This window comes from Nocardioides pini (genome assembly GCF_026712185.1).
GTDB classification, from domain to species: Bacteria; Actinomycetota; Actinomycetes; order Propionibacteriales; family Nocardioidaceae; genus Nocardioides; species Nocardioides pini.
On record NZ_JAPPUX010000008.1, the window covers coordinates 50,824 to 76,408 of the forward strand.

Below are 25,585 nucleotides of genomic sequence, written 5' to 3' on the forward strand. Positions count from 1 at the left end.
TGGCGGACTCCCCGCTCGAGCGGGGACTCCAACCACGAGGCACGATGATGTCAGAGGATCGCGCCCGGGGAGTACGCCGCCGCGGCGGGGTGGGCCGCCGCGAGCGCCTCGACCAGGGCGACGACCGCGCGGGTCTGGGCGACGGCCGCGCCGGTGAACTCGATCGGGTCGGCGACGAGGGCGTCGATCTGCTCGCGGGTGAGTCCGAGCCGCTCGTCGGCGGCCAGCTTGGCGAAGACGTCGTTGTCGGCCTGACCGGCGCGCATCGCGAGCGCGGTGCCGACGGCGGCCTCCTTGATCGCCTCGTGCGCCGCCTCGCGGCCGACGCCGTTGCGGACCGCCGCCATCAGCACCTTCGTCGTGGTGAGGAACGGCAGGTAGCGGTCGAGCTCGCGCTGGATGACCGCGGGGAACGCGCCGAACTCGTCGAGCACCGTCAGGAAGGTCTGGAACAGCCCGTCGGTGGCGAAGAACGCGTCGGGCAGGGCGACGCGGCGCACGACCGAGCAGGAGACGTCGCCCTCGTTCCACTGGTCGCCGGCGAGCTCGCTGACCATCGACAGGTGGCCGCGGACGATGACGGCGAGGCCGTTGACGCGCTCGCAGGAGCGCGTGTTCATCTTGTGCGGCATGGCCGACGAGCCGACCTGGCCCTCCTTGAAGCCCTCCGTCACGAGCTCGTGGCCGGCCATCAGCCGCACGGTCGTGGCGAGGTTGGACGGGCCGCTGACGAGCTGCACGAGCGCGGAGACGACCTCGAAGTCCAGCGAGCGCGGGTAGACCTGGCCGACGCTGGTGAGGACCTCGTCGAAGCCGAGGTGGCGCGCGACCCGCTGCTCGAGCTCCTCGAGCCGGGAGGCGTCGCCGTCGAGCAGGTCGAGCATGTCCTGGGCGGTGCCCATCGGCCCCTTGATGCCCCGCAGCGGGTAGCGGGCGAGGAGCTCCTCGATGCGCTGGACCGCGATCAGCATCTCGTCGGCGACGGTCGCGAAGCGCTTGCCGAGGGTGGTGGCCTGGGCGGCGACGTTGTGCGAGCGGCCGGCCATGACGGTGGCCTCGTGCTCGGCGGCGAGCCGGCCGAGGCGGACGAGGGCGGCGACGGCGCGGTCGCGCACCACCTCGAGCGAGCGGCGTACCTGCAGCTGCTCGACGTTCTCGGTCAGGTCGCGCGAGGTCATCCCCTTGTGGATGTGCTCGTGGCCGGCGAGGGCGGAGAACTCCTCGATCCGCGCCTTCACGTCGTGGCGGGTGACCCGCTCACGTGCGGCGATCGAGTCGAGGTCGACCTTGTCGACCACCGACTCGTAGGCCTCCACGACGCCCTCGGGCACGTCGATGCCGAGGTCACGCTGGGCCTTCAGCACCGCGACCCAGAGCTGCCGCTCGAGGACGATCTTGTGCTCGGGCGACCAGATCTCGGCGAGATCGGCGCCGGCGTAGCGGGTGGCCAGGACGTTCGGGACGCTCACGTCCCGATTCTCCCATCCGCGAGGGCCCAGCCGTCCCACGGTGCCCACCAGCGGTCGTCGCGCTGGAGGAGGTCGGCGACCTCGGCCGCGGCGTCGAGCGTCGCGAGCAGCTCGTCCGCGGTGATCCGGTTGCCGGTCATGCTCGGCGCCAGGTGCTCCACGTCCTTCCACCGCCAGTCGCCGTCGGGCGCGATGACGATGTCGAGCTGGAGGTCGTTGACCTCGACCCCGTCGGCGGTGCGGTGGACCGGGGTCTCGAAGTTGACGTACCAGTGCAGGAAGGCGCCGTCGGCGTCGAAGAACTTCCACACCGAGTACCAGTCGTGGGTCCGGCGGAGCTTCAGCACGCTCGTGCCGGTCCAGGCCTCGAGGTGGCCCCAGGGGTGCGGCACCGGGTGCTCCGGGAAGGCCATCGGCGTGCCGTCGGGCATCACCGTCGCCAGCACCAGGCCGTCGTCGCCGACGACGCGCTCGTCCCACGACGCCCACTCGGCACCGTGGAGGACCTCGCGGACCCGCACGTCGGACCCGGCCGCGAACGGCTCAGCCACGAGACGCGGCTCCCTCGACCACGCCGAGCGGCTCGGCGGCGATGTCGCGGCGCCACTGGGCGCCCGGGAAGCCGATGGTCGCGATGCCCTCGTACGCCTTGGCGCGGGCGTCGGCGACGTCGGTGCCGGTCGCCCGGACGGCGAGCACCCGACCGCCCGCGGTCACCAGGCCGGCGTCGGTCCGTGCGGTGCCGGCGTGGATGACGTCGACGTCGTCCTCGACGGCCAGCGTCTCGGTGCCGACGATGACGTCGCCCGTGCTCGAGCCCTCGGGGTAGCCGGCGCTGGCCATCACCACCGAGACCGACGCGCCGTCGGCGAAGGTCGGCGCGGGGACGGCCGAGAGGTCGCCGTCGGACGCCGCGCGCAGCAGGGTGCCGAGCGGGGAGGTCAGCAGCGCGAGCACCGGCTGCACGTCGGGGTCACCGAAGCGGCAGTTGAACTCGATGACCTTCGGGCCGGCCGCGGTCAGCGCGAGCCCGACGTAGAGGCAGCCGACGAACGGCGCGCCGCGCCGCCGCATCTCGGCCAGCGTCGGGGCGACCACCTCGGCCATCACGGTGTCGACGATGCCGTCGGGCAGCCAGCTCAACGGGGCGTAGGAGCCCATGCCCCCGGTGTTCGGTCCGCGACCGCCGTCGAAGATGCGCTTGAAGTCCTGCGCCGGGAGCAGGGGGCGCCCGACGGTGCCGTCGCAGACGACGAAGATCGAGAACTCGGGCCCGTCGAGGAACTCCTCGACGACGACCCGTCCGCACCCGGCCGCGTGGGCGAGGGCCTCGGCGCGGTCGGTGGTGACGACGACGCCCTTGCCCGCTGCGAGCGCGTCGTCCTTGACGACGTAGGGCGCACCGAAGGCGTCGAGCGCCACGGCGACCTCGTCGGGCGTCGTGCAGGTGCGGGACCCGGCCGTCGGCACACCGGCCGCGGCCATGACCTCCTTCGAGAAGGCCTTCGACCCCTCGAGCCGGGCCGCGTCACGGGACGGGCCGAACACCGCGACGCCCGCCGCGCGCACCGCGTCCGCGACGCCGGCGACGAGCGGGGCCTCCGGCCCGACGACCACGAGGTCGGCGCCGATCGAGGTGGCGAGGGCGGCGACCGCCTGGCCGTCCATCGGGTCGACGGGGTGGAGCGTGGCGACCTCCCCGATGCCGGGGTTGCCGGGGGCGGCGTGCACCTCGGTCACCGCCGGGTCGGCGGCCAGCGCGAGCGCGAGGGCGTGCTCGCGGCCGCCGGTCCCGACGACCAGGGTCCTCACCCGTGCACCACCACGGTCTGCTCGCGACCCGGCCCGACGCCGACGCCCCAGATCTTCGCGCCCGACATCTCCTCGAGCGCCTGGACGTAGATCTGGGCGTTCTTCGGCAGCTCGTCGAAGGAGCGGCAGCCCGAGATGTCGCTCTTCCAGCCGTCGAAGTACTCGTAGACCGGCGTCGCGTGGTGGAACTCGGTCTGCGTCATCGGCATCTCGTCGACCCGCTGCCCGTCGACCTCGTAGGCCACGCAGACTGGGATGCGGTCCCACGCGCCGAGGATGTCGAGCTTGGTGAGGAAGAGCTCGGTGAGGCCGTTGACCCGGCTGGCGTAGCGCGCGACCACGGCGTCGTACCAGCCGCAGCGCCGGGTGCGACCGGTGGAGACGCCGATCTCGCCGCCGAGGGTCTGCAGCTGGACGCCGTCCTCGTCGAACAGCTCGGTCGGGAACGGACCGGAGCCCACGCGCGTCGTGTAGGCCTTGATCACGCCGATGACCCGGTCGATGCGGGTGGGCCCGATGCCGGCGCCGACGCAGACGCCGCCGGCCACCGGGTTGGAGGACGTGACGAACGGGTACGTGCCGTGGTCGACGTCGAGCATCGTGGCCTGGGCGCCTTCGAAGAGCACCGTCTGGCCGGCGTCGAGCGCCTGGTTGAGCAGCAGCGAGGTGTCGCACACCATCGGCCGGAGCCGGTCGGTGTAGGACAGCAGCTCCTCCACGACGGCGTCGACCTCGATGGCACGCCGGTTGTAGACCTTGGTCAGCAGGTGGTTGCGCACGTCGAGCGCGGCGTCGATCTTCTCGCGCAGGATCTTCTCGTCGAAGAGGTCGGCGACCCGGACGCCGACGCGGTTGATCTTGTCGGCGTAGGCCGGGCCGATGCCGCGGCCGGTGGTGCCGATCTGGTTCTTGCCGAGGAAGCGCTCGGTGACCTTGTCGATCGTCGCGTGGTAGCTCGCGATGACGTGGGCGTTGGCGCTCACCTTCAGGTCGGCCACCTCCACCCCGCGGGCGACCAGCCCGTCGAGCTCACGGAACAGCGCCTCGGGCGAGACCACGACGCCGTTGGCGATCACCGACGTGGCGCCGGGGGTGAGGATGCCGCTCGGCAGCAGGTGGGTGGCGTACTTCTCGCCGTTGACCACGATGGTGTGGCCGGCGTTGTGGCCGCCGCTGGTGCGGACGACGAAGTCGATGGGGTCGGTGGTGGCGAGCAGGTCGGTGGCCTTGCCCTTGCCCTCGTCGCCCCACTGGGCGCCGAGCACGACGATCGCGGGCATCTCAGCCCTCCTCTGTCTTCACGGCAGAAATGACAAAACCCCGGCACAAGGCACCGGGGCTCTTGCGGCGCCACGTTACCGCACGGGGGTCGGCTAGGGTCCGCACGTGCGCTCCTTGCTGGTCATCACCAACTCCGACGCCGGCACCTCCGACGAGGAGCGGCTGGCCGAGGCCCTCGTCGTCCTCAGGGAGAAGGCGTCGGTCGAGGTCGCCAAGACGTCCAACCCGGGCGAGCTCGACGGCGTGCTCCACCGCGCCGGTGGCCGTACGGTCGTGGTGGCCGGTGGTGACGGCAGCCTGCACGCGGTCGTGACGGCGCTGCACAAGCGTCACGAGCTCGGCCAGACGATCCTGGCGCTCCTCCCGATGGGCACCGGCAACGACTTCGCGCGGGGCAACGACATCCCGCTCGACGTCGAGGACGCGGCCCGGCTCGTGCTGACGGGCGAGCCCCGCGAGGTCGACCTCATCATCGACGAGACCGGCAACGTCGTGGTCAACAACGTGCACGTCGGCGTCGGCGCGCAGGCCAGCCGCAAGGGCGCGAAGTGGAAGACCCGGCTCGGCGCCGTCGGCGTCGGCAAGGTCAACCTCGGCAAGCTCGGCTACCCGATCGGTGCCGCCCTCTCGGCGTTCCACCCGCCCAGCTGGCGCCTGCGCGTGGAGCTCGACGGCGAGGTCGTCAACGACGTCGACCGGCCGGTGCTGATGGTGGCCATCGGCAACGGCGGCAACGTCGGCGGCGGCACCGAGCTCAACCCCGACGCCGACACCGAGGACGGGCTGCTCGACGTGATGATCAGCCGCGCCGTCAAGCCGAGCGCCAAGCTCGGCTACGTCCTGCGGCTGCGCAAGGGCGAGCACGACCAGCGCGACGACGTGGCGACCCTCCGCGGCACGTCGGTGAAGGTGAGCGGCGACGAGTTCTGGCTGTCCGCCGACGGCGAGATCTCCGGCCCCGAGCGCAGCCGCAGCTGGCGCCTCGAGCGCGCGGCGTACACCATGATCCTGCCGCGCTGACCCGCCCCGGCCCGGCCGTCAGAGCCAGCCGCGCCGGACCGCCTCCACGCCCGCCTGGAAGCGGGTGTCCACCCCGAGCTCGGTCATCAGGGCCGCGATGCGGCGCCGGACGGTGCGCAGGCCGATGCCGAGCTTGCGGGCGATGACCTCGTCGGTGGCGCCGGCCATCAGCTGCTCGAGCAGGAACTGCCTCCCGTCGCGGCCGACCCGACCGGCCTCGAGCTCGGGCATCGGCGCGGCCCGGTCCCACAGCGACTCGAACCACATCGTCAGCACCGCGACGATCGAGCGCTGGCGCACGTGCACCCGCGGCTCGTCGGTGAAGCCGATGGGCTCGGGGATCACCGCGTGGGTGTCGCCGAAGATGAACATCCGGGTGGGCACCTCGGAGATGATCCGCACCTGCTCCCCCAGCCCGGCCCGCACGCGGAGGGCCTCCGGCGCCTCGGTCAGCGCCCGGGCGGGGTAGATCGCGCGCGAGCGGCGACCGGTCGCCATCGCCTCGGCGAGCAGCTCGCTCACCTGCGACTCACGGGGCATCGCCCAGGCGTCGGGACGCAGCCACAGCATGTCGCCGCGGCTGGTGCGCAGCATCAGCTGCAGGAGCTCCAGCGGGTTGCCACCCGAGCTCAGCTCCCCGTCGAGGGGGTGGACCTCGGTGACGTGCCCCGGGTCGGGACGCGTCGTCGAGGCGACCAGGTGCGGCACCGCGCTCGAGAGCTCGGCCAGCATGGCCGCCGCCGACGCAGCCGACCGCGCCTGGCGCAGCACGAGCGCGGAGACGGCCTCGGCGAGCGCCGGGACCACGATCCGGTCGTCGGACACGATCACGAGTCCCCGCTCGATCAGCGGGGCGAGGCTGCGCATCAGCTGCTCGGGAGGCTCCTGCACCAGCCGCGCGACCCCGGTGACCGTGTGCCCGGACACCGGGGCCAGGCGGAAGTAGAGCTGCTCGGTCCGACGGTCGAGGCCGAGGGCCGCGAGGACGGAGGACGGGTCGCCGGGCATGGTGGCAGTTTAGTGCCATCGGCACTCAGGATCCGCTTGGCAACGAACGGCCAGTCGATACTGTCCTCGCCGGCCGCCGCGGGGGTGTGCGGCTGGGCCCGCTCCTCGGAGCACGGCGTCGGAGCCGCCACGGGGGTCGGCTCCGGCGCCATACGGCGTCCCTTAGCCTTGCGCGCATGGCACGAGGACGGCAGGGGCAGGGCGATCCGGTCGACTGGGTGACGCGGGCGGCGGACGACGCCGTACGTCACGCGGGCGAGGGCAACCTCGTGACCGTCGCGTCGGGCGCCTCCCCGAGCGGCCCGATCCACCTGGGCAACCTGCGCGAGTTCATCACGCCTCACTTCGTGGCCGAGGAGCTGCGACGACGCGGCGTCCCGGTGCGCCACCTGCACTCCTGGGACGACTTCGACCGGTTCCGCAAGGTGCCGGCGGGCGTGCCGGCCGAGTGGGCCGAGCACATCGGGCGCCCGCTGAGCGCCGTGCCCGACCCGTGGGAGTGCCACGACAGCTGGGCCGCGCATTTCAAGGCTCCGCTGCAGGAGGCCCTCCGCGAGCTCGGTGTGGAGATGGAGGAGATCTCCCAGACGCAGATGTACACCTCCGGCGCCTACCGCGAGCAGGTCCTCGAGGCCGTCGCCCGCCGCGACGAGATCGAGGCGGTGCTCGCCAGGCACCGCACCCGGAAGGTGGCCCCCGCCGACGACGCGTCCGAGCAGGAGGCCGCCGACCTCGCGGACTCGGTGGCCAACGAGGACGATGAGGAGGGCGACCCGTCCGCGGCCTCCTCCGCCGACGCGATCGCGCGCTTCCCGTACCGCCCCTACTGCCGCCAGTGCGGTCGTGACACCGTCACCACGACGGCGTACGACGACGCCACCACGACGCTGTCCTACACGTGCTCCTCGTGCGGCTTCGAGGGCACGACCGACCTCTCCACCGACTCCGACGGCAAGCTGGTGTGGAAGGTCGACTGGCCGATGCGGTGGGCCTACGAGAAGGTGAATTTCGAGCCCGCCGGCCGCGACCACATGACGCCCGGCTCGTCCTACACCGTCGGCACGGAGATCGTGTCGTCGATCTTCGGCTGGCGCGCCCCGGCCCGGGTCATCTACGCCTTCGTCGGCTTCGCCGGCGTGCAGAAGATGTCGTCCTCGGCCGGAGGCGTGCCCACCGCCGCCGACGCGCTGCGCATCCTCGAGTCGCCGATGCTGCGCTGGCTCTACGTCCGCCGCGCGCCCACGCAGGCCTTCGACATCGACTTCGGCTCGTCCGTCGTGCGGCTCTACGACGAGTGGGACGCCCTCGGCCGCAAGGCCGCCGACCCGGCCAAGGCCGACGTCGCGACGCTCGCCTGGCACCGCGCCTCCGAGACGGCGTCCGCAGGCCGGCTGCCCACCCCGGCCGTGACGGTCCCGTTCCGCGCCCTCTCGTCGGTCGCCGACGTGACCGCCGGGTCCGCCGACCTCATCTCGCGCATCATCGAGTCGTCGGGCTTCCCGCACGAGTCCGTCGCCGACCTCGAGCCGCGGCTGTCCAAGGCGATGCAGTGGACGGCCGAGCACGTGCCCGCCGACGAGCGCACCACCGTGCGCGAGACCCCGGACACCGAGCGGTTGTCCTCGCTCACCGAGGACGAGGAGCTGTGGCTGCGGATCTTCCTCGACCGGCTCCCCGACGACGGCGACCTCGACGCCGTCACCTCGGTCGTCTACGGCACCCCCAAGGTCGCGCGCGGCCTCGGCTTCGACGACGCCCCCACCGACCAGGTGAAGGCGGACCAGAAGGACTTCTTCCGGCTGCTCTACAACCTGCTGGTGGACGCCGACCGCGGCCCGCGCCTGCCCACGCTGGTGCTCGCGCTCGGGCCGGCGAAGGTGCGGCAGCTGCTCGGCGCCTGACGGCGTACGACGTCGGGGCGGGCGTCAGCGGCGGAAGCCGACGGGGTCGCCCAGGTAGTGCTCGAGGTCGGCGCGCACGGCGTCGCTGATGGTCCACGCCGACTGCGCGTGGTGGTCCCAGAGCACGTTGACGCACTCCCAGACCGCGGCCGGTCCGCCGCCCGCCTCGACCCGGAGCTCGGCGGCGACGGTGAAGGACGAGCGGCCGATCCGGGAGACCCACAGCGCGGCGAGGAACGGCTGGTAGGGCACGAACCGCATCTCGGCGTGGTACTCGATCGTCTGCGAGGCGACGAGCTCGGAGACGCCCGGTGCGGCGGCGTGGAGGAGACCGCTCGCGCCGGCGGGGAGCCCCGGCAGGCGGGCGAAGCGCAGGAACTCGTAGCGCGCCTCGTCGAGCACCCGGACCGCCTCGACGTTGTCCACGTGACCGGCGAGGTTGATGTCGCGGTAGCGCGCCTGGATCTCGGTCGTGAAGGTCTCACCCATGGGCGCAGTCTCCCCGACCCGGTCCTAGGGTTGACCCATGACCTCCGGTTCCAACGGCCGCGACCTGATGGCCGGTCCCCCGCCCACCCACCTGCCCGCCGACCCCGCCGACGGCGAGCTCGCCGGGGGCGACTCCCCCGCGGCCGTCGTACGCCGCCACCCCGACTCGCCGGCCGCCTGGGCCGCCCTGGCGCAGCAGGCGCAGGACGCGGGCGCGGACGACGTCACCGTCTACGCCTACGCCCGCGTCGGCTACCACCGCTCGCTCGACCGGCTCCGCCGCAACGGCTGGAAGGGCCACGGCCCGGTGCCGTGGGAGCACGAGCCCAACCGCGGCTTCCTGCGCTCCCTCGCCCTCCTCGCGCTGGCCGCCCGCGCGATCGGCGAGACCGACGAGTGGGAGCGCTGCTCGACCTTCCTGCGCGACTCCAGCGCCGCCGCGGCCGACGCGCTGCTGGGCTGACGTCCCGACCGTTCGTCGCGTCATACCGACCGCTGGCCGCGCCACCCTGAGGGAGGGGTGACGGTGGTCACCGCCCGAGTAAGGTCGCGCGGGTGAAATCCGGGAACACACCACCTCAGTCGCGCCCTGAAGACCCGGGCGTCCCCCCGACCGACAAGGGCAAGATGGCGCTCGCCGCCGTCCTGCTCGCGATCCCGATCCTGGTGCTCCTCTGGGTGCCCCACTACGCCAAGGAGGACCCGAAGCTCTTCGGGTTCCCCTTCTTCTTCTGGTACCAGTTCCTCTGGGTCTTCCTCTGCTCGGCCCTGACCTACACCGCCTTCCGGCTCACCCTCTCGGCCCGCGGCAAGACCACGCACAAGGTCGGTGAGGACCGATGACACCCCACCTCACCGTCATGGCGTCCGACACCAGCGGCGTCAACTGGGTCGCGCTCACCGTCCTGATCGTGCTCTTCGCCCTCGTCACCGTGGCCGGCTTCATGGCCACCCGATTCAAGCAGGCCGACTCGCTGGAGTCCCTGGAGGAGTGGGGCCTCGGCGGCCGGAAGTTCGGCACTTGGATCACGTGGTTCCTGCTCGGCGGCGACCTCTACACCGCCTACACGTTCGTGGCGGTGCCGGCGGCGATGTTCGCCACGGGTGCGGTCGCCGGCTTCTTCGCCGTGCCCTACACGATCATCCTCTACCCGATCATCTTCATCTTCATGGCGCGGCTGTGGTCGGTCAGCCACCGCCACGGCTACGTCACCCCGGCGGACTTCGTCCGGGGCCGGTACGACGACCGCGGGCTGTCGCTGGCGGTCGCGGTCACCGGGTTCGTGGCGACCATGCCCTACATCGCCCTCCAGCTCGTCGGCATCCAGGCCGTGCTCGAGGTGGCCGGGCTGGGCGGCGGCGACAACATCATCGCCAAGGACGCCCCGCTCTTCATCGCCTTCGCGGTGCTGGCGGCCTACACCTACTCCAGCGGACTGCGGGCCCCGGCGGTGATCGCGTTCGTCAAGGACATCCTCATCTACCTCGTCATCATCGTGGCGGTGGTCTACCTGCCCGGTCAGGTCGGCGGCTGGGACGCGATCTTCGGCGCGGCCGAGGAGAAGATGGCCACGACGAACGCCGCGTCGGTCGAGGCGGGCCTCCCGCCGACGGCGTCGTTCATCCCCGGCTCGGCGGCGTTCTGGGCCTACGCGACCCTCGCCCTCGGCTCGGCGATGGCGCTGTTCATGTACCCCCACTCCGTGACGGCGTCGCTGTCGTCGAACTCGCGCAACACGATCCGGCGCAACGCCTCGATCCTGCCGGCGTACTCCTTCGTGCTCGGCCTGCTGGCCCTGCTCGGCTGGGTCGCCATCGCCGCGGGCACGCAGCCGATCGGCCTCGACGGCGAGCCCAACGCGCAGCTGGTGATCCCGCAGCTGTTCGAGGACATGTTCCCGTCGTGGTTCGCGGGCGTCGCCTTCGCCGCGATCGCGATCGGCGCCCTGGTGCCGGCCGCGATCATGTCGATCGCCGCGGCCAACACGTTCAGCCGCAACATCTACAAGGAGTGGATCAACAAGAGCGCCACCCCCGCGCAGGAGGCGAAGGTCTCCAAGCTCATGTCGCTGGTGGTCAAGGCGTTCGCGCTCGTCTTCGTGCTCACCCTCGACAAGCAGAACGCGATCAACTTCCAGCTCCTCGGCGGCATCTGGATCCTGCAGACGTTCCCGGCGATCGTGTTCAGCCTCTTCACGCGCTGGTTCCACCGCTACGGGCTGCTGCTCGGGTGGGCGGCCGGCATGGTCTACGGCACGGTCGAGGCCTACAGCGTCGTCAACCCCGTCACCGGCAAGCACTTCGGCGGCTCGACGGCGCTCATCCCGGGCCTGGAGAAGATGGGCTACATCGCCGTGACCGCGTTCGTGCTCAACGTGGTCGTCGCCGTCGTGGTCACCGCGGTCCTGAGGGCGACCAACGTGTCCAACGGGCGCGACGAGACGATCCCGTTCGACTACTTCGCCGACGCCGACGACCCCCGGGTGCAGAAGGACATCGCCGAGCACGCCACGCACGACAACCCGTACGGCGACGCGGACGACATCGCGGGCAACGCACCGGCACGCTAGCGGCGCACGCCCCGCACCGGGCGGTGCGCGAGGAGGACTCCCGGCCACGGGGTCCCGCCTCGCGCACCGCCCGTCGCACGTCGCGGGTCGGCGCACGGAATCGATGTCGGTCCCCGGGTGTTCACTGGGATCGTGACCGCATCGACTCGGGCCGAGGCGCCCCCGCACGAGACCAACGCGTGGCCGGCCCTCTGGGCCCTGTGCATCGGGTTCTTCATGATCCTGGTCGACACCACCATCGTCAGCGTCGCCACCCCGGCGATCATCGAGGACCTGCAGGCCGGGGTGAACGAGGTCGTCTGGGTGACGAGCGCCTACCTCCTGGCCTACGCCGTCCCGGTGCTCATCACCGGGCGGCTGGGCGACCGCTACGGCCCGAAGAACCTCTACCTCGTCGGGCTCACGCTCTTCACCCTCGCCTCGCTGGCGTGCGGCCTCACCACCACGATCGAGGGCCTGATCGCCGCCCGCGTCGCGCAGGGCTTCGGTGCGGCGATGATGACGCCGCAGACCATGGCGGTCATCACGCGCATCTTCCCGATCGAGCGGCGGGGCTCCGCGATGGCGCTGTGGGGAGCCGTCGCCGGCGTCGCGACGCTCGTCGGCCCCATCCTCGGCGGCGTGCTCGTGGACACCCTCGGCTGGGAGTGGATCTTCTTCGTCAACGTGCCGGTCGGCGTCGTCGCCTTCGTCCTGGCCTGGCGGCTCGTGCCGCGCCTCGACACCAACCAGCACCGCTTCGACTGGCTCGGCGTCGCGCTGAGCGGGGTCGGCATGTTCCTGCTCGTCTTCGGCATCCAGGAGGGCGAGCAGTACGACTGGTCGACCATCACCGGGCCGATCACCGTGTGGCGGCTGATCGTCGGCGGCGTCGTCGTGCTCGCCGCCTTCGTGTGGTGGCAGCACCGCAACCGCAACGAGCCGCTCGTCCCGCTCAGCCTCTTCGCCGACCGCAACTTCTCGGTGTCCAACCTCGCCATCACCACCGTCTCGTTCGCGTTCACCGCGATGGGCTTCCCGCTGATGCTCTGGGCGCAGCTGGTCCGGGGCTACTCGCCGACGCAGGCGGGCCTCGTGCTGGCGCCGATGGCGATCGTGTCGATCCTCGCGGCGCCGCTGGCCGGTCGCCTCACCGACCGGGTGCACCCCCGGCTGCTCACGCTCGGCGGCTTCGCCGCGCTCGGCGTGGCGCTGCTGGTGCTCAGCCTCGTGCTGGCGCCCGACACCCCGCTGTGGCAGCTCGTGCTGGTGTTCTCGCTCATGGGCGTGGGCAGCTCGTTCCTCTGGGGCCCCCTCGCCACGACCGCCAACCGCAACCTGCCGCCGCACCGCGCCGGCGCCGGGTCGGGGGTCTACAACGCGACGCGCCAGGTCGGTGCCGTGCTGGGCTCGGCCGCGATCGCCGTGCTCATCGACGCCCGCCTCGTCGCCAACGGGCTGACGTTCTCACCGTCCGAGGGATCGGCGGGCGGTGGAGGTGCGCTGCCCGCCCAGGTGGCCGCGCCCTTCACCGACGCGATGGCGCAGTCGCTGCTCCTGCTCCCCGCCGTGCTGGTCCTCGGCCTGGTCGCCGTGTGCTTCTTCGAGCGGCCGCGCCACTTCGGTGCCCGCGCGGACGCGCGCGAGCAGGAGCCGGCCACCGCGGCCGGCCCCGCCGCCTGAGCCGGGGTCGTCGTACGCCTGCTCGGTGACGGCCCCCCTCGACGCACGCGAGCGGTGCGTGAGCCACCTCGTCCCTCCTGGGAACGTGGCTCACGCACCGCTCACATGAGGATCAACCGCCGAGCGAGGTCCCGGCGGAGCGCAGGTTCTGGCAGGCCTCGACGATGCGCTCGGCCATGCCGGCCTCGGCGGCCTTGCCCCAGGCGCGGGGGTCGTAGGCCTTCTTGTTGCCGACCTCGCCGTCGACCTTCAGCACGCCGTCGTAGTTGACGAACATGTGCGCCGCCACGGGGCGGGTGAAGGCGTACTGGGTGTCGGTGTCGACGTTCATCTTGACCACGCCGAAGTCGACGGCGTCGCTGATCTCCTGCGCGGTCGAGCCCGACCCGCCGTGGAAGACGAGGTCGAACGGGCGGGCGTCGGAGCCGAGGCCGAGCTCGGAGGCGGCGGCCTCCTGCGCGGACTTCAGGATCTCCGGGCGCAGCTTGACGTTGCCGGGCTTGTAGACGCCGTGGACGTTGCCGAAGGTCAAGGCGGTCATGTAGCGGCCGCGGTCACCCGCACCGAGCGCCTTGATGGTGGCAATGGCGTCCTCGGGAGTGGTGTAGAGCTGGTCGTTGATCTCGTTGGCGACGCCGTCCTCCTCGCCGCCCACCACGCCGACCTCGATCTCGAGGATGATGTTGGCCGCGGCGCACTTGGCGAGCAGCTCCTCGGCGATCTGGAGGTTCTCCTCCAGCGGCACGGCCGAGCCGTCCCACATGTGCGACTGGAACAGCGGCGCCTCACCGCGGGCCACACGCTCGGCGGAGATGTCGAGCAGCGGGCGGACGAAGCCGTCGAGCTTGTCCTTGGGGCAGTGGTCGGTGTGGAGCGCGATGTTGACCGAGTAGTTCTTCGCGACCTCGGCGGCGTAGGCCGCGAACGCGACGGAGCCGGTCACCATGTCCTTCACCGACGGGCCGGAGAGGTACTCCGCGCCACCGGTCGAGACCTGGATGATGCCGTCGGAGCCGGCGTCGGCGAAGCCCTTGAGCGCGGCGTTGAGGGTCTGGGAGGACGACACGTTGATGGCCGGGTAGGCGAAGGACTTCTCCTTCGCGGCGTCCAGCATCTGTGCGTACACCTCGGGCGTGGCGATGGGCATCTGGAGATCTCCTCTGAAGCGGTCAGGCAGGCGTTCTCAACCCTAGTGGCTACCCGCGAGTCCGCTCCGGGCCGACCGGTCGTCTCACCACCTGACCAGCGGGCGGGGACCGGGTGACAACCGGCGCCGCGTCGGCTCCGTCTCCACGGGTGGAACACTCACCCGCAGGGGGAATGCAGCATGAGCACCGACATCGACTGGCAGCACGAGCTCGACCGCTCGTTCGGCGCCGGGCACGACGTGCCGCCGGCGCACTACGTCGCGGCGGGACGCACCGCCGTACGCCGCAGGCGCGCGACCGCGGTCGTGCTGGCGGCTGCGGTGGTGATCGGCGCGGGCACCGTGTGGGCGTCAGGCCTGGGCTCGGAGGTGCGTGGCGACGCACCGGTGGCGAAGCAGCGGGCCGACAGCGTGCAGCGCGACCCCACCGCCCCGGACGACGGGCGGGACGAGGGGTCGGAGCGACTCGACAAGCGGGCGGGGAAGCTCGACCGGATGCGCGCCCAGGCCGTGGAGCCCCAGTTCCTCGGCGAGCCCGCGACCCTCGACGCCGACGGCCTGGTCCTCGCCCCCGGGGCCGGGCCCGTGCTGGAGCGCGTCCCGAACCCGATGGGCTACACCCGGGCGCAGGGGCAGTCGCTCGGCATCCGGGTGATGTTCGAGGGGCGGGAGAAGTACTCGCTCCTCACCCGCTACCCCGACGGGGGCACCTCGATGGGCACCAACGACGCCACCGGCGACTTCGCCGGGTGGCTCGAGGGCCGGGTCCGGAGCCAGCGCACCCTCGACGTCGCCAACGGTGTCTTCCGCACACCGCCCACCACCACGGAGACCGATCCGAGCCGCTGGCTCCGCCTGCAGCCCGACGGCGACGTCGTGGCCGGCAAGGGCGTCGTGCTGCTCGAGGTCGACGCCGACCCCGACCTGGGTGGCTTCGGCCTGGGTGCGGACCGGATCGGGGCGGTGCGGGTGGCTGTGGACGGGGGCACGAGCTTCGCGGCCTACCGCGTCGTCCTCGGCGAGCTCGAGGTCGTGCCGGCACCCGGCTCGTTCGACTCGATGGACGCGTTCACGAGCTGGGCTCGCGAGCAGTACACCTCGGGCGGGGGCATGCGATGAGGGGCGCCGACCGCGACGCGGCCTTCAGCGAGTTCGTCGCCGCCCGGCAGGCCCACCTGCGCCGGATCGCGTACGCGCTGTGCGGCGACTGGCACCGGGCCGACGACCTGCTCCAGACGGCGCTCACGAAGCTCTACGTCGCGTGGCCGCGCATCCGGCAGCAGGGGGTCGAGGAGGCCTACTGCCGCCAGATCATGGTGCGGGCCAACATCGACGAGTCCCGGCGGCCCTGGCGCCGCGAGCGACCCACCGACGACCTGCCCGACATCGGCGCTCCCGAGCCGACGCCCGTCGAGGAGCGGTCGGCGCTCTTCGACGCGCTGCAGGGGCTGCCGGAGCAGCAGCGCAAGGTCGTCGTGCTGCGCCACTGGCTCGGGCTGTCGGTGCGCGAGACCGCGACCGAGCTCGGCATCAACGAGGGCACCGTCAAGAGTCACAGCAGCCGGGGGCTGGCGGCCCTCGAGGCGGTGCTGGCACCGCAGCGCTGACACGGAAGGACCGCGGAAGGGGGGTGGTGGCTGCACCCTCCCGGGCGCTGGCAATCCCCCCGCGTCAGGCCTAGGTTGACGTACATGCCACGCCGTCCCGCACCCAGTGCCGCCGTCCTCGTCGGGATGCGCCTCGGCGACCGCAAGTTGGTCTGCTACTCGAGGACCACCGGCTAGACCTTGGGAGGAGCCGGGTCCGGGGTGCCGTGGGGACATCCCGGGCCCGGTCGGGGCTTCGGTGGCGGACTCAGCCGCGCCAGGCGTCGTCGCCGGTCAGGTCGGCGTGCTCGCGCACCCAGCTGTGCATCGCGATCGCCGCGGCCGAGCTGGCGTTGATCGAGCGGGTCGAGCCGAACTGGGCGATCGAGAAGGTGCCGTCGCAGACCTCGCGCGCCGACTCCGACAAGCCGGGCCCCTCCTGCCCGAACAGGAAGCACACCCGCCGGGGCAGCTGCATCGTCTCGAGGTGGAGCGACCCGGGCAGGTTGTCGATCCCGAGCAGCCGCACGGGACCGCCCCGGTCCTCGGGGATCGCGTGGAGGTACGACGCCAGGGCGGCGGCGTCCGGGTGGTGCTTCACGTGCTGGTAGCGGTCGGTCACCATCGCGCCCCGGCGGTTCCACCGGCGGTTGCCGACGATGTGCACCTCGGCGGCGAGGAAGGCGTTGGCGGTGCGGACGATCGTGCCGATGTTGAAGTCGTGCTGCCAGTTCTCGATCGCGACGTGGAACCCGTGCCGGCGGGTGTCGAGGTCGGCGACGATGGCCGCCATCGTCCAGTAGCGGTAGCGGTCCACGACGTTGCGGCGATCGCCCTCGCGCAGCAGGTCGGGGTCCCACTGCTCGCCCTCGGGCCACGGACCCTCCCACGGGCCCACCCCCACCTCGGGCGGGCCGTGCGGCATCGGGTCGTACGGCGCCCGCTCCTCGTCGTACCCGCCCTCCTGCATGGCAGCACCCTAGGCAGCCGCGACGAAGAGGGGTGCCGGGGCGTCCGCGGTTAGGGTTGCACGGGTGAGCACGTTGTGGGACCTGCAGTCCATCCTGACCTCGGGCATCCACCCGTTGCTCCTGGGCATCGACTGGATGGACCCCAACTGGCTGCTCGACCGCTTCGGCACCGCGCTGTTCTGGATCAGCATGGTCATCGTCTTCGTCGAGTGCGGGCTGTTCTTCCCGATCCTGCCCGGCGACACGCTGCTGTTCGCGCTCGGCCTGTTCATCGCCACCGGCCAGCTCGACCTGTTCCCGGGTCCTCCGTTCGTCGAGCTGCTCATCGCGATGTCCGCGCTGGTCGTCGCGGCTTTCCTCGGCAACGTCGTCGGCTACGAGATCGGACGCAAGCTCGGGCAGCCGCTCTACGAGCGCGACGGCCGGATCATCAAGCGCAAGTACTTCGACCAGACGACCGCGTTCTTCGACCGCCACGGCAACAAGGCGCTGGTCATCGGCCGGTTCGTGCCCTTCGTGCGGACCTACATCACCGTCGTCGCCGGTGTGACGCGGATGGAGCGGCACCGGTTCTTCCTGTGGAGCCTGGTCGGCGCCGTGCTGTGGGTGGTCTCGATCTGCCTGCTCGGCTTCTTCCTCGGCGACGCGTTCCCGACGCTGGGCGAGAGCATCGACAAGCTGATCATCGTGATCCTGGCGTTCTCGGTGATCCCGATCGCCATCGAGTGGTGGCGCCACCGGCGCACCCACGCCCGCGGCGCCGAGGTCGGCCCGCACGACGGCGGGCCGGACCGCGACATCATGGGCCGCGACGTCGACTAAGCCGTCGTACGACGCACCGCCCGGCGGTGCGTGAGCCACCTCCCGGGCCAGCGGAATGTGGGTGGGGCACCGCTCACCGGTGTGTCGGCGTACGACGCACCGCCCGGCGGTGCGTGAGCCACCTTCCGGGCCAGCGGAATATGGGTGGGGCACCGCTCACCGGTGTGTCGGCGTACGACGCACCACCCGGCGGTGCGTGAGCCACCTTCCGGGCCAGCGGAATATGGGTGGGGCACCGCTCACCGGTGTGTCGGCGTACGACGCACCGCCCGGCAAGCGTCAGCCGCGGGCCGCGTCCAGGTCGGCGCGGGTCAGCACCGAGCGCACCTCGAGGCCGACGTCGGCCAGCGGGTCCTCCCCCTCGGGCGAGCGGTCGATGGCGCAGACGACGACCTCCACGGTCGCGCCGAGCTCGCGCAGCGCGCGCGTGGCGTCACGGACGGCCCCGCCGGTGGTGATGACGTCCTCGATGATGGTGACCCGCCGACCGGAGACGTCCGGGCCCTCGGCGAGCTTGGCGGTGCCGTACTCCTTGGCCCTCTTGCGCACGAAGAGGGCCGGCAGCCCCGTCTTCGCCGACACCATGGTCGCGATCGGGATGCCGCCGAGCTCGAGGCCGCCGAGCAGCTCCGTGCCGTCCGGGAGCAGGTCGACCATCCGGGCGGCGACGCGGTCGAGCAGGGCGGGCTGCGCCTCGAAGAGGTACTTGTCGAAGTAGGTGTCCGCGACCTGCCCCGAGCGGAGCGTGAACTCCCCGGTGAGTCGGCAGGTCGCGTCGATGTCGGCGGCGAGGGTCGCGTCGGTGGTCACGGCACCCGACCCTAGCCGGGCCCGACCGCCCGGGAGCGCTGGGTAGCGTGGGCCCGTGCCCACCGCGAAACCGCTCGCCGCCCGCCTGGCCCACATCCCGCCGACCGTCTTCAGCGAGATGTCGGCGCTCGCGGTGCGAACCGGCGCGATCAACCTCGGGCAGGGGTTCCCCGACGTCGACGGGCCGCCGTCGGTGGTGGCGGCGGCGGAGGCGGCGCTGGAGGCGGGCGCCAACCAGTACGCCCCGGGCATCGGCGTACCCGCCCTCCGCGCAGCCATCTCGCGGCACCAGCAGCGCCACTACGGCCTCGAGCCCGACCCCGACCGGGAGGTCGTCGTCACCACCGGGTGCACCGAGGCCGTCGCTGCCGCGTTGCTCGGGCTCGTCGACCCGGGGGACGAGGTCGTGGTGCTCGAGCCCTACTACGACTCCTACGTCGCGATGCTCGAGATGTGCGGCGCCCGCCGGCGACCGGTCACGCTCCGGGCGCCCGACTTCCGCCCCGACCTCGACGAGCTCCGGAGTGCGGTCACCGACGACACGCGCCTGATCCTGCTCAACACCCCCCACAACCCCACCGGCACCGTCCTGACGCGCGACGAGCTGCAGGTGGTCGCCGACCTCGCGATCGAGCACGACGTCGTCGTGGTGACCGACGAGGTCTACGAGCACCTGGTCTTCGACGACGCCCGATCCGCCGAGGGACACGTCCCGATCGCGACCCTGCCCGGCATGTGGGAGCGCACACTGACGCTGTCGAGCGCCGGCAAGTCCTACAGCTTCACGGGCTGGAAGGTCGGCTGGGCCACCGGTCCGGAGCCGCTCGTGCAGGCCGTCCTCGCGGCCAAGCAGTGGCTCACCTTCACCTCCGGCTCACCCCTCCAGCCCGCCGTCGCGCACGCGCTCGACCACGAGCCCGACTGGCCGCTCGAGCTCGCCCGCGACCTGCAGCTCCGCCGCGACCTGCTCTGCGAGGGTCTCGCCGCTGCCGGGCTGGACCCGCGGGTGCCGGAGGGCACCTACTTCGCGACCACCGACGTCAGCCACCTCGGCTGGCCGGACGGCCGGGCGTTCTGCCTGGCGCTGCCCGAGCTCGCCGGTGTCGTCGCGATCCCCACGCAGGGGTTCTACGACGACCGCGAGGCAGGTCGCCAGCTCGTGCGCTGGGCGTTCTGCAAGGAGCGCGACGTGATCGGCGAGGGCGTACGACGCCTCGCCGCGGCCGACCTGTCGCGCTGAGGCCGCGACCCCTCGGCTCAGCGGCCCGGGTAGTCCCGCGGCGGGTGCTCGGACCCGCCCTCGTCGTCCGGCCGCGGCTGGCCGTAGGGGTTGTCCTGGCCGGGTGCGGTGTCCTGGCCGTACGGGGAGCTGGCCGGCGGCGGGTACTGCGGCGTTGACTGCTGGCCGTAGGGGTTGCCGTACGGGTCACCCTGCGGAGCGCCGTACGGGCTGCCGGGCTGGGCGCCGTACTGGCCGACGTAGCCGGGGTAGGCGCCGGCGCCGGCCGGGGACACACCCTTGAACCAGTCACCCGCGCCCCCGACGAAGAGCAGCACGATCACGGCGACAGCGGCGACGAGCGGCACGATCGAGATGCCGCTCCCGATGCCGATCAGCGAGAGGACGGCGACGACGGCGCTCGAGATGACGAGGAGGATGCGCGCGACGTTGGAGCGGCGCAGCACGAAGATCGCGAGCACGACGGAGATCAGCGCCCAGACGGCGAGGAACACGAACCCGGCCACGACGACACCGGCCAGCTGCTCGGGGTCGACGTCGACGTCGGTGCCCGCACCCGAGCGCGCCCACTCCTGCTCGAAGCCCTGGACGAACTCGTCGCGGAAGCCGGCGAAGGCCAGCGCCATCAGGCCCAGGCCGACCGCGGTGAGGCCCGAGACGACGATCGTGATCCACGCGGCCGCGGTCACCGTGCCGGGACGCCGACCACCCGGCTGCTGGCCGTAGGTGGGCTGCTGGCCGTAGAGGGAGGGCGGCCCGCCCGACTGCTGCGCGTACGGCTGCTGCCCGTAGGGGTCCTGGCCGTAGGGCTGGTGCGTCGGCCCTGGGTCGCTCATGCGCGTGCTCGCTTCGCTCCGTGCGCGCACGAGGCACGTGTCGCGCTGTGCTGGATGACTCGCTCGCTGCGCTCGCTCATGGGGCCTATCTCACCATGTCCACGGTCGTCCGCGTCGCCGAGCGGGAGGAGACGGTCAGCGCGGGTCGAGCTGGAACCAGCGCCGCACCTCGACCCGGCGCAGGCAGAGGACGGTCGCGAGGGCGGCCGCGGCCGGCAGCAGGACGAGCGGGGTGTTGAGCACGAGGGCGAAGCAGGCGCCGGCGCTGAAGGCGGCGCTGACCATCAGGCCGCGGCGCGCCCACTCGCGGCGGGCCATCGCGAAGCCCGCCAGCACCAGGGCGACGACGCACCACACGACGAACAGGCTCGCCAGCGCGTACACCGTCGTCCGCACCTGCTCCAGGCTCAGCCCGTCGTCGAGCATCTCCGGCTGCTGCTGCTCGAGCACGGTGCGCAGGAAGTCCGGCGAGAAGCCCGCGATCGCCAGCCACAGCAGCGAGAGCGCGAGGAGGCCGCCGGCGGTGACGACGGTGATGACGAAGGCCGCGACCATCGCGCCGGGCCGGGCCTGCAGCAGCTGCCGGCGCTGCCAGTCGGCCGGGTGGGGCTGGCCGTACGGCGCCGGGGCGGGCTGGTGCTGCGGGAAGGGCTGGCCGTACGGCGACTCGCCCGGCCGGTCGGCGGGAGCCTGGGGGGTGGGCGGCGCGGGCTCGCCGAACGGCCGGCTGGCGGGCGGCGGGACCGAGGGCGAGGTGTCGGAGGCGCCGGCGGGTGGGGTGTCGGTGCCACCGCCGGCGGGCGGACGGCCCCACGGGTCAGCCGGGCCGGGCGTGCCCCGGTCGGCGGTCCCCCGGTCCTTGGTGGGGGCGGGGTCCGGGGGCGTCCAGCGGCCGGTGGCGAACCACTCGCGCGCGGGGTGCATCCACAGCATCGCCGCGCCCGCGGCGACGAACGAGCCGGCGAGCCCGCCCGCGGGGATGCCGGTGAGGAAGACGACGACGGCGATCAGCGTCAGGGCCAGGCGCGAGGAGCGGTCGGGCTTGCGGACGTACCAGCCGAGGATCGCGGTCGCGCACGCACAGGCCGCGGCGACCATGCACGAGACCCGCAGCAGGTCGGTCGTGCTCGACACGGTGAGGCCGAGGGAGGTGAACGGCGCCTCGGCGAGGACGTCGCGGATGGCCTCCTGCGTCTCGAGCGAGCGGAGCGAGGTCACCCGCTCCCACGCGGTGAGGAGCACCACCACCGAGGAGAACATGACGAGGCCCGAGGCCAGGCTGACCTGGGGCGGACGCTGCTTGGTGGGCTGGCTCACGGCTCCATTGTCCCAAGTGGTGCCCAACTCGCCCCATCCTCGCCCCATCCGAGCCCCAGCCGAGTCCCGGGGCCCCGCTGCGGGGTTTCTCAGGGTCGTCCTCAGGGGCGGGCGGGGTGCCGTCCCCGATGTGCCGAGGGCCCGCACGCGGCGAGGGTTGGACCCATGATCAGCGTCGAGCACCTCACCAAGCAGTACGGCCCGTTCACGGCCGTCGACAACGTCTCCTTCACGGCCGCTGCCGGTCGCGTGACGGGCTTCCTCGGCCCCAACGGCGCCGGCAAGTCCACGACCATGCGCATCATGGTCGGCCTCACCCGTCCCAGCACCGGTCAGGTCACCATCGCCGGCCGCGACTACCGCGAGCTCGTCAACCCGGGCCTCGAGGTCGGCGTCCTGCTGGACGCCTCCGCGCAGCACGCCGGACGGACCGGCCGCGAGATCCTCGCGATCGCCGCGCAGACCATGGGCCTGCCGAAGTCCCGGGTCGCCGAGACCCTCGCCCGCGTCGGGCTCACCGAGACCGAGGCCGAGCGCCGGGTCCGCAACTACTCCCTCGGCATGCGCCAGCGCCTCGGCATCGCGACCGCCCTCATCGGCGACCCGCAGGTGCTGATCCTCGACGAGCCCGCCAACGGCCTCGACCCGGCCGGCATCCGCTGGATGCGCGACCTGCTCCGCGGCTTCGCCGACCAGGGCGGCACCGTGCTGCTGTCCTCGCACCTGCTGCACGAGATCGAGGTCATCGCCGACGACCTCGTCGTGATCGGCCAGGGCCGCATCGTGGCCCAGGGCAGCAAGGCCGAGCTGCTGGCCGCCGCCGGCACCCTCGTCCGCACCGCAGACCCCGCCCAGCAGGACCACCTCGCCCGCGCCCTGCACGAGGCGTCGGTCGTCACCAACCCCATCGACGGCGGCCTGAGGGCCGACGCCGACCCCGAGCTCGTGGGCGAGACGGCACACCGTGCCGGCGTCGTCCTGCGCGAGCTGCGCGCCGCCGACGGCGCCGGCCTGGAGGAGATGTTCCTCGAGCTCACCGCCGAGACCGCTCGCGAAGGAGCAGCAGCATGACCACCCAGATCCACGAGGCGACCCCGGTGCCCGCCGTCGCCTCCACGACCACGCCCCAGGCACCCGCCGCACGTCGCGTCGTACGCCCCATCCCGATGACCCGCCTGGTCGGGGTCGAGCTCCGCAAGATGTTCGACACCCGCGCCGGCTTCTGGATGATGGCCAGCGTCGGCATCGTGTCCGTCCTCGCCACCGCCGCGGTGATCATCTGGGCGCCCGACGAGGCGATCACCCAGAACACCTTCTCCACCGCGATCGGGATGCCGCTGTCGGTGGTCCTGCCGATCATCGCGATCCTCTCGGTCACCGGCGAGTACAGCCAGCGCACCGGACTGACGACGTACACCCTCGTGCCCTGGCGCGGCCGCGTGATGGCGGCGAAGGTCGCCTCGACGCTGCTGGTCGGCGTGGTGGCGATGGTCGTCGCCCTCGGGGTCGGGGCCCTCGGCAACGTCGTGGGCTCGGCGATCACCGGCCTCGACGCGACGTGGGACATCTCGCTCGCGCAGTTCGGCAACATCGTGCTCGCCAACGTCCTCGGCATGCTGATGGGCTTCATGCTCGGCGTGCTGTTCCGCAGCTCCGCCGGCGCGATCGTGGGCTACTTCGTCTACTCGCTCGTGCTGCCGGTCGCCTTCGGGACGCTGGCCGCCTTCCAGGAGTGGTTCCGCGACCTGCAGCCCTGGGTCGACGTGAACTTCGCCGTGACCCGCCTCTTCGACCAGACGATGACCACCGAGTACTGGCAGCAGCTCGGCGTCTCGACCCTGGTCTGGCTCTGGATCCCGCTGGCCATCGGCCTGCGCGCGGTCCTGCGTGCCGAGGTGAAGTAGGTCCGTAGCGGCGAGGGCGGTCACCGGATATCCGGTGACCGCCCCGCTTCACGGCCGAGATCTCGACACCGAAGCGGGAAACTCGGGTGCGAACCACGGCTCTGACAGGCTGGCCACATGCACCCCGACGCCTGGTTGGTCGTCATCGACCCGCAGCGGATCTTCGCCTCCCCGGACAGCGAGTGGGGGTCGACCATGTTCCCCGACATCGTGGATCCGGTACGACGACTCGCCTCCGCCGCGGGCGAGCGCACCGTCGTCACGCGCTGGGTGCCCGCCCCCGAGCCGCAGGGCAGCTGGGCGACCTACATGCGGGCGTGGCCGTTCGCGGACGTCCCGGACGGCGACCCGCTGCTCGAGCTGGTGCCCGAGGTGCAGGGCCTGGCGAGCGAGGTGGTGTCGCTTCCGACGTTCGGCAAGTGGGGCTACGCCCTCCAGGCCGTCACCGGTCCGCTCCCCCACCTGGTGCTGGCCGGAGTGAGCACCGACTGCTGCGTCGTGTCGACCGCGCTCGCTGCGGCCGACGCCGGCGCGACGATCACCGTCGTCACCGACGCCTGCGCCGGCTCGACGCCGGAGAACCACGAGGCGGCCATGACGGTGATGTCGCTCTACCCGCCGCAGATCACCCTGGCCACCACCGACGAGGTGCTGCGGGCAGGCACCTCCTCGTGAGCCGGGTCATCCACACCGGCCAGGCGCTGGTCGACGTGGTCGTCGAGGTCCCCGACCTGCCTGACCGTGGGCAGAACGTCATGGCGGCCTCGGCCACCGACTACGCGGGCGGCACGGTCACAGTGCTGCTGGCGGCGGCCCGGTTCGGTGCGGAGTGCGTGCAGGCCGGTGCCATCGGCACGGGGCCCCACGGCGACCTGATCCGCGGCGCGCTCGGCGCCGCCGGGATCGGGGTGTCGGCCCCACCGGTCCGGGACCTCGACACGGGCATCTGCGTCGTCATGGTCGAGCCCAGCGCGGAGCGCACCTTCGTGACCACCCTGGGTGCGGAGCGCCGGGTCAGCGTCGACTCGCTGGCCACGTCGGACCCGCGGCCCGGCGACCTGGTCTGCGTCACCGGCTTCTCCCTCGCGCTCGACAGCACCCGCGACCCCCTCCTGGCGTGGCTGCCGACGCTGCACCCCGACGTCGTCGTGGTGCTCGACCCCGGCGCCGCCTTCGCGGGTCTCGACGCGTCCGTCCGGGCGGCGATGCTCGAGGTGACCGACGTCTGGTCGAGCAACGCCGAGGAGGCCGCGGACGTCCTGCGCGCCGCCGGCGAGGACGCGCCCGACGACCTCACGGCGCTCACGGTCGCCGTCGCCCCGATGCTGCGCGGCGACGCGGTCGCGATCGTCCGCGACGGGCCGGATGGGTGCGCGGTCCACGTCGCCGGGCGGACGACGTACGTCCCCGGCTTCCCGCAGACGCCCGTCGACACCAACGGTGCCGGCGACACCCACACCGGCGCGCTGCTGGCCGAGGTGGCCGCCGGTACGCCGTGGGAGGAGGGCTGCCGCCGGGCGAATGCGGCCGCCGCCATCAAGGTCACCCGGCGCGGACCGGAGTCGGCGCCGACCGCCGCCGAGGTGGACGCCTTCCTCTCGACCGCGGACGGACCGGCCTAGGTGTACCCAGCCACCACGTTGGTCACAGACGGCTGACTGGAGCTTTGCCTCCGAGTGAGCTGTGGCGTCGGCAAGTGTTGTAGTGCTCGATCCATGGAGCAAGCGCGGCGGCGCGGTC

General features: G+C 72.4%; 26 protein-coding genes. 14 read left to right on the forward strand and 12 right to left on the reverse strand.

The genetic code is table 11. The features are described from left to right. Nucleotides 1–50 precede the first annotated feature (50 nt). From purB to NYO98_RS21365, 4 genes are read right to left on the reverse strand one after another with little or no spacing between them, the layout of a single operon-like run. A complete protein-coding gene (gene purB, locus NYO98_RS21350; protein WP_268113915.1) occupies nucleotides 51–1,469 on the reverse strand; it encodes an adenylosuccinate lyase in 1,419 nt (472 codons plus the stop codon). Then, nucleotides 1,466–2,020: a DUF402 domain-containing protein gene (locus tag NYO98_RS21355; protein WP_268113916.1), complete on the reverse strand. Its 555-nt coding sequence runs from the start codon at nucleotides 2,018–2,020 to the stop codon at nucleotides 1,466–1,468. Before NYO98_RS21355 ends, purB begins: the two co-directional genes overlap by 4 nt. Then, nucleotides 2,013–3,281: a phosphoribosylamine--glycine ligase gene (gene purD, locus NYO98_RS21360; protein WP_268113917.1), complete on the reverse strand. Its 1,269-nt coding sequence runs from the start codon at nucleotides 3,279–3,281 to the stop codon at nucleotides 2,013–2,015. The genes NYO98_RS21355 and purD overlap by 8 nt, the downstream gene beginning before the upstream one ends. Beyond that, complete coding sequence (locus NYO98_RS21365) at nucleotides 3,278–4,561, reverse strand: adenylosuccinate synthase (protein WP_268113918.1); 1,284 nt, start codon at nucleotides 4,559–4,561, stop codon at nucleotides 3,278–3,280. Before NYO98_RS21365 ends, purD begins: the two co-directional genes overlap by 4 nt. Before the next feature lie 106 nt (nucleotides 4,562–4,667). Between NYO98_RS21365 and NYO98_RS21370 the strand changes: the two genes are divergently transcribed. Beyond that, nucleotides 4,668–5,582: a diacylglycerol/lipid kinase family protein gene (locus NYO98_RS21370; protein WP_268113919.1), complete on the forward strand. Its 915-nt coding sequence runs from the start codon at nucleotides 4,668–4,670 to the stop codon at nucleotides 5,580–5,582. Between the two features lie 18 nt (nucleotides 5,583–5,600). On the opposite strand, the gene NYO98_RS21375 is transcribed toward NYO98_RS21370, so the two are convergent. Then, entirely contained in the window at nucleotides 5,601–6,590 is a 990-nt protein-coding gene (locus tag NYO98_RS21375; RefSeq protein ID WP_268113920.1) for a helix-turn-helix transcriptional regulator, read from the reverse strand. Nucleotides 6,591–6,766: 176 nt separating this feature from the next. Between NYO98_RS21375 and lysS the strand changes: the two genes are divergently transcribed. Next, the gene (gene lysS, locus NYO98_RS21380) at nucleotides 6,767–8,491 is read left to right on the forward strand and encodes a lysine--tRNA ligase (protein WP_268113921.1); all 1,725 of its coding nucleotides are present in this window, start codon (nucleotides 6,767–6,769) and stop codon (nucleotides 8,489–8,491) included. Between the two features lie 24 nt (nucleotides 8,492–8,515). On the opposite strand, the gene NYO98_RS21385 is transcribed toward lysS, so the two are convergent. After that, nucleotides 8,516–8,980 carry an acyl-CoA thioesterase gene (locus NYO98_RS21385; RefSeq protein ID WP_268113922.1) on the reverse strand — a complete coding sequence of 155 codons (465 nt, stop codon included), beginning with the start codon at nucleotides 8,978–8,980 and terminating at the stop codon, nucleotides 8,516–8,518. Nucleotides 8,981–9,017: 37 nt separating this feature from the next. Here NYO98_RS21385 and NYO98_RS21390 point away from each other — a divergent pair, with 37 nt between their 5' ends. The 4 genes from NYO98_RS21390 (at nucleotide 9,018) to NYO98_RS21405 (ending at nucleotide 13,212) form a co-directional block, all read left to right on the forward strand. After that, nucleotides 9,018–9,443 carry a DUF3151 domain-containing protein gene (locus tag NYO98_RS21390; protein ID WP_268113923.1) on the forward strand — a complete coding sequence of 142 codons (426 nt, stop codon included), beginning with the start codon at nucleotides 9,018–9,020 and terminating at the stop codon, nucleotides 9,441–9,443. Between the two features lie 164 nt (nucleotides 9,444–9,607). Next, nucleotides 9,608–9,823, forward strand: a complete 216-nt coding sequence (locus NYO98_RS21395) for a DUF3311 domain-containing protein (RefSeq protein WP_268113924.1) — start codon at nucleotides 9,608–9,610, stop codon at nucleotides 9,821–9,823. Further along, nucleotides 9,820–11,550 carry a monocarboxylate uptake permease MctP gene (gene mctP / locus NYO98_RS21400; RefSeq protein ID WP_268113926.1) on the forward strand — a complete coding sequence of 577 codons (1,731 nt, stop codon included), beginning with the start codon at nucleotides 9,820–9,822 and terminating at the stop codon, nucleotides 11,548–11,550. The genes NYO98_RS21395 and mctP overlap by 4 nt, the downstream gene beginning before the upstream one ends. A gap of 132 nt (nucleotides 11,551–11,682) precedes the next feature. Next, nucleotides 11,683–13,212 (forward strand): DHA2 family efflux MFS transporter permease subunit, encoded by a 1,530-nt coding sequence (locus NYO98_RS21405; RefSeq protein WP_268113927.1) that lies wholly within the window; start codon nucleotides 11,683–11,685, stop codon nucleotides 13,210–13,212. Nucleotides 13,213–13,324: 112 nt separating this feature from the next. On the opposite strand, the gene fbaA is transcribed toward NYO98_RS21405, so the two are convergent. Beyond that, nucleotides 13,325–14,359 carry a class II fructose-bisphosphate aldolase gene (fbaA, locus tag NYO98_RS21410; protein WP_268113928.1) on the reverse strand — a complete coding sequence of 345 codons (1,035 nt, stop codon included), beginning with the start codon at nucleotides 14,357–14,359 and terminating at the stop codon, nucleotides 13,325–13,327. Nucleotides 14,360–14,539: 180 nt separating this feature from the next. Here fbaA and NYO98_RS21415 point away from each other — a divergent pair, with 180 nt between their 5' ends. Together NYO98_RS21415 and NYO98_RS21420 are read left to right on the forward strand one after the other, a co-directional pair. Continuing rightward, nucleotides 14,540–15,478, forward strand: coding sequence for a hypothetical protein (locus NYO98_RS21415; RefSeq protein ID WP_268113929.1), 939 nt, complete (start codon nucleotides 14,540–14,542; stop codon nucleotides 15,476–15,478). Continuing rightward, a complete protein-coding gene (locus NYO98_RS21420; protein WP_268113930.1) occupies nucleotides 15,475–15,966 on the forward strand; it encodes a SigE family RNA polymerase sigma factor in 492 nt (163 codons plus the stop codon). The genes NYO98_RS21415 and NYO98_RS21420 overlap by 4 nt, the downstream gene beginning before the upstream one ends. 247 nt (nucleotides 15,967–16,213) lie before the next feature. Here the strand turns inward: NYO98_RS21420 and NYO98_RS21425 are convergent, their stop codons facing one another. Beyond that, nucleotides 16,214–16,915 carry a TrmH family RNA methyltransferase gene (locus tag NYO98_RS21425; protein ID WP_407673966.1) on the reverse strand — a complete coding sequence of 234 codons (702 nt, stop codon included), beginning with the start codon at nucleotides 16,913–16,915 and terminating at the stop codon, nucleotides 16,214–16,216. Nucleotides 16,916–16,979: 64 nt separating this feature from the next. Between NYO98_RS21425 and NYO98_RS21430 the strand changes: the two genes are divergently transcribed. Next, nucleotides 16,980–17,738, forward strand: coding sequence for a DedA family protein (locus NYO98_RS21430; RefSeq protein ID WP_268113932.1), 759 nt, complete (start codon nucleotides 16,980–16,982; stop codon nucleotides 17,736–17,738). Between the two features lie 279 nt (nucleotides 17,739–18,017). Here NYO98_RS21430 and pyrE read toward each other — a convergent pair whose 3' ends face one another. Then, the gene (pyrE, locus tag NYO98_RS21435) at nucleotides 18,018–18,548 is read right to left on the reverse strand and encodes an orotate phosphoribosyltransferase (protein WP_268113933.1); all 531 of its coding nucleotides are present in this window, start codon (nucleotides 18,546–18,548) and stop codon (nucleotides 18,018–18,020) included. A 55-nt stretch (nucleotides 18,549–18,603) separates the two neighbouring features. On the opposite strand from pyrE, the gene NYO98_RS21440 reads away from it, so the two are divergent. Further along, the gene (locus tag NYO98_RS21440) at nucleotides 18,604–19,788 is read left to right on the forward strand and encodes a pyridoxal phosphate-dependent aminotransferase (RefSeq protein ID WP_268113934.1); all 1,185 of its coding nucleotides are present in this window, start codon (nucleotides 18,604–18,606) and stop codon (nucleotides 19,786–19,788) included. 17 nt (nucleotides 19,789–19,805) lie between these two features. Here NYO98_RS21440 and NYO98_RS21445 read toward each other — a convergent pair whose 3' ends face one another. Further along, a complete protein-coding gene (locus tag NYO98_RS21445) occupies nucleotides 19,806–20,624 on the reverse strand; it encodes a hypothetical protein (protein ID WP_268113936.1) in 819 nt (272 codons plus the stop codon). A 135-nt stretch (nucleotides 20,625–20,759) separates the two neighbouring features. Beyond that, nucleotides 20,760–21,941, reverse strand: a complete 1,182-nt coding sequence (locus NYO98_RS21450; RefSeq protein ID WP_268113937.1) for a hypothetical protein — start codon at nucleotides 21,939–21,941, stop codon at nucleotides 20,760–20,762. A gap of 165 nt (nucleotides 21,942–22,106) precedes the next feature. On the opposite strand from NYO98_RS21450, the gene NYO98_RS21455 reads away from it, so the two are divergent. The 4 genes from NYO98_RS21455 to NYO98_RS21470 all read left to right on the forward strand — a co-directional run bounded on the left by NYO98_RS21455 (nucleotide 22,107) and on the right by NYO98_RS21470 (nucleotide 25,467). Then, nucleotides 22,107–23,012: an ABC transporter ATP-binding protein gene (locus NYO98_RS21455; protein WP_268113938.1), complete on the forward strand. Its 906-nt coding sequence runs from the start codon at nucleotides 22,107–22,109 to the stop codon at nucleotides 23,010–23,012. Beyond that, nucleotides 23,009–23,845, forward strand: a complete 837-nt coding sequence (locus tag NYO98_RS21460) for an ABC transporter permease (RefSeq protein ID WP_268113939.1) — start codon at nucleotides 23,009–23,011, stop codon at nucleotides 23,843–23,845. The genes NYO98_RS21455 and NYO98_RS21460 overlap by 4 nt, the downstream gene beginning before the upstream one ends. Before the next feature lie 117 nt (nucleotides 23,846–23,962). Continuing rightward, nucleotides 23,963–24,520, forward strand: a complete 558-nt coding sequence (locus NYO98_RS21465; protein WP_268113940.1) for a cysteine hydrolase family protein — start codon at nucleotides 23,963–23,965, stop codon at nucleotides 24,518–24,520. After that, nucleotides 24,517–25,467, forward strand: a complete 951-nt coding sequence (locus tag NYO98_RS21470; protein ID WP_268113941.1) for a PfkB family carbohydrate kinase — start codon at nucleotides 24,517–24,519, stop codon at nucleotides 25,465–25,467. The genes NYO98_RS21465 and NYO98_RS21470 overlap by 4 nt, the downstream gene beginning before the upstream one ends. A 22-nt stretch (nucleotides 25,468–25,489) precedes the next feature. Here NYO98_RS21470 and NYO98_RS21475 read toward each other — a convergent pair. After that, nucleotides 25,490–25,585 (reverse strand): integrase core domain-containing protein (locus NYO98_RS21475; protein WP_268112884.1); only part of this gene is annotated, 96 nt, incomplete at its 5' end.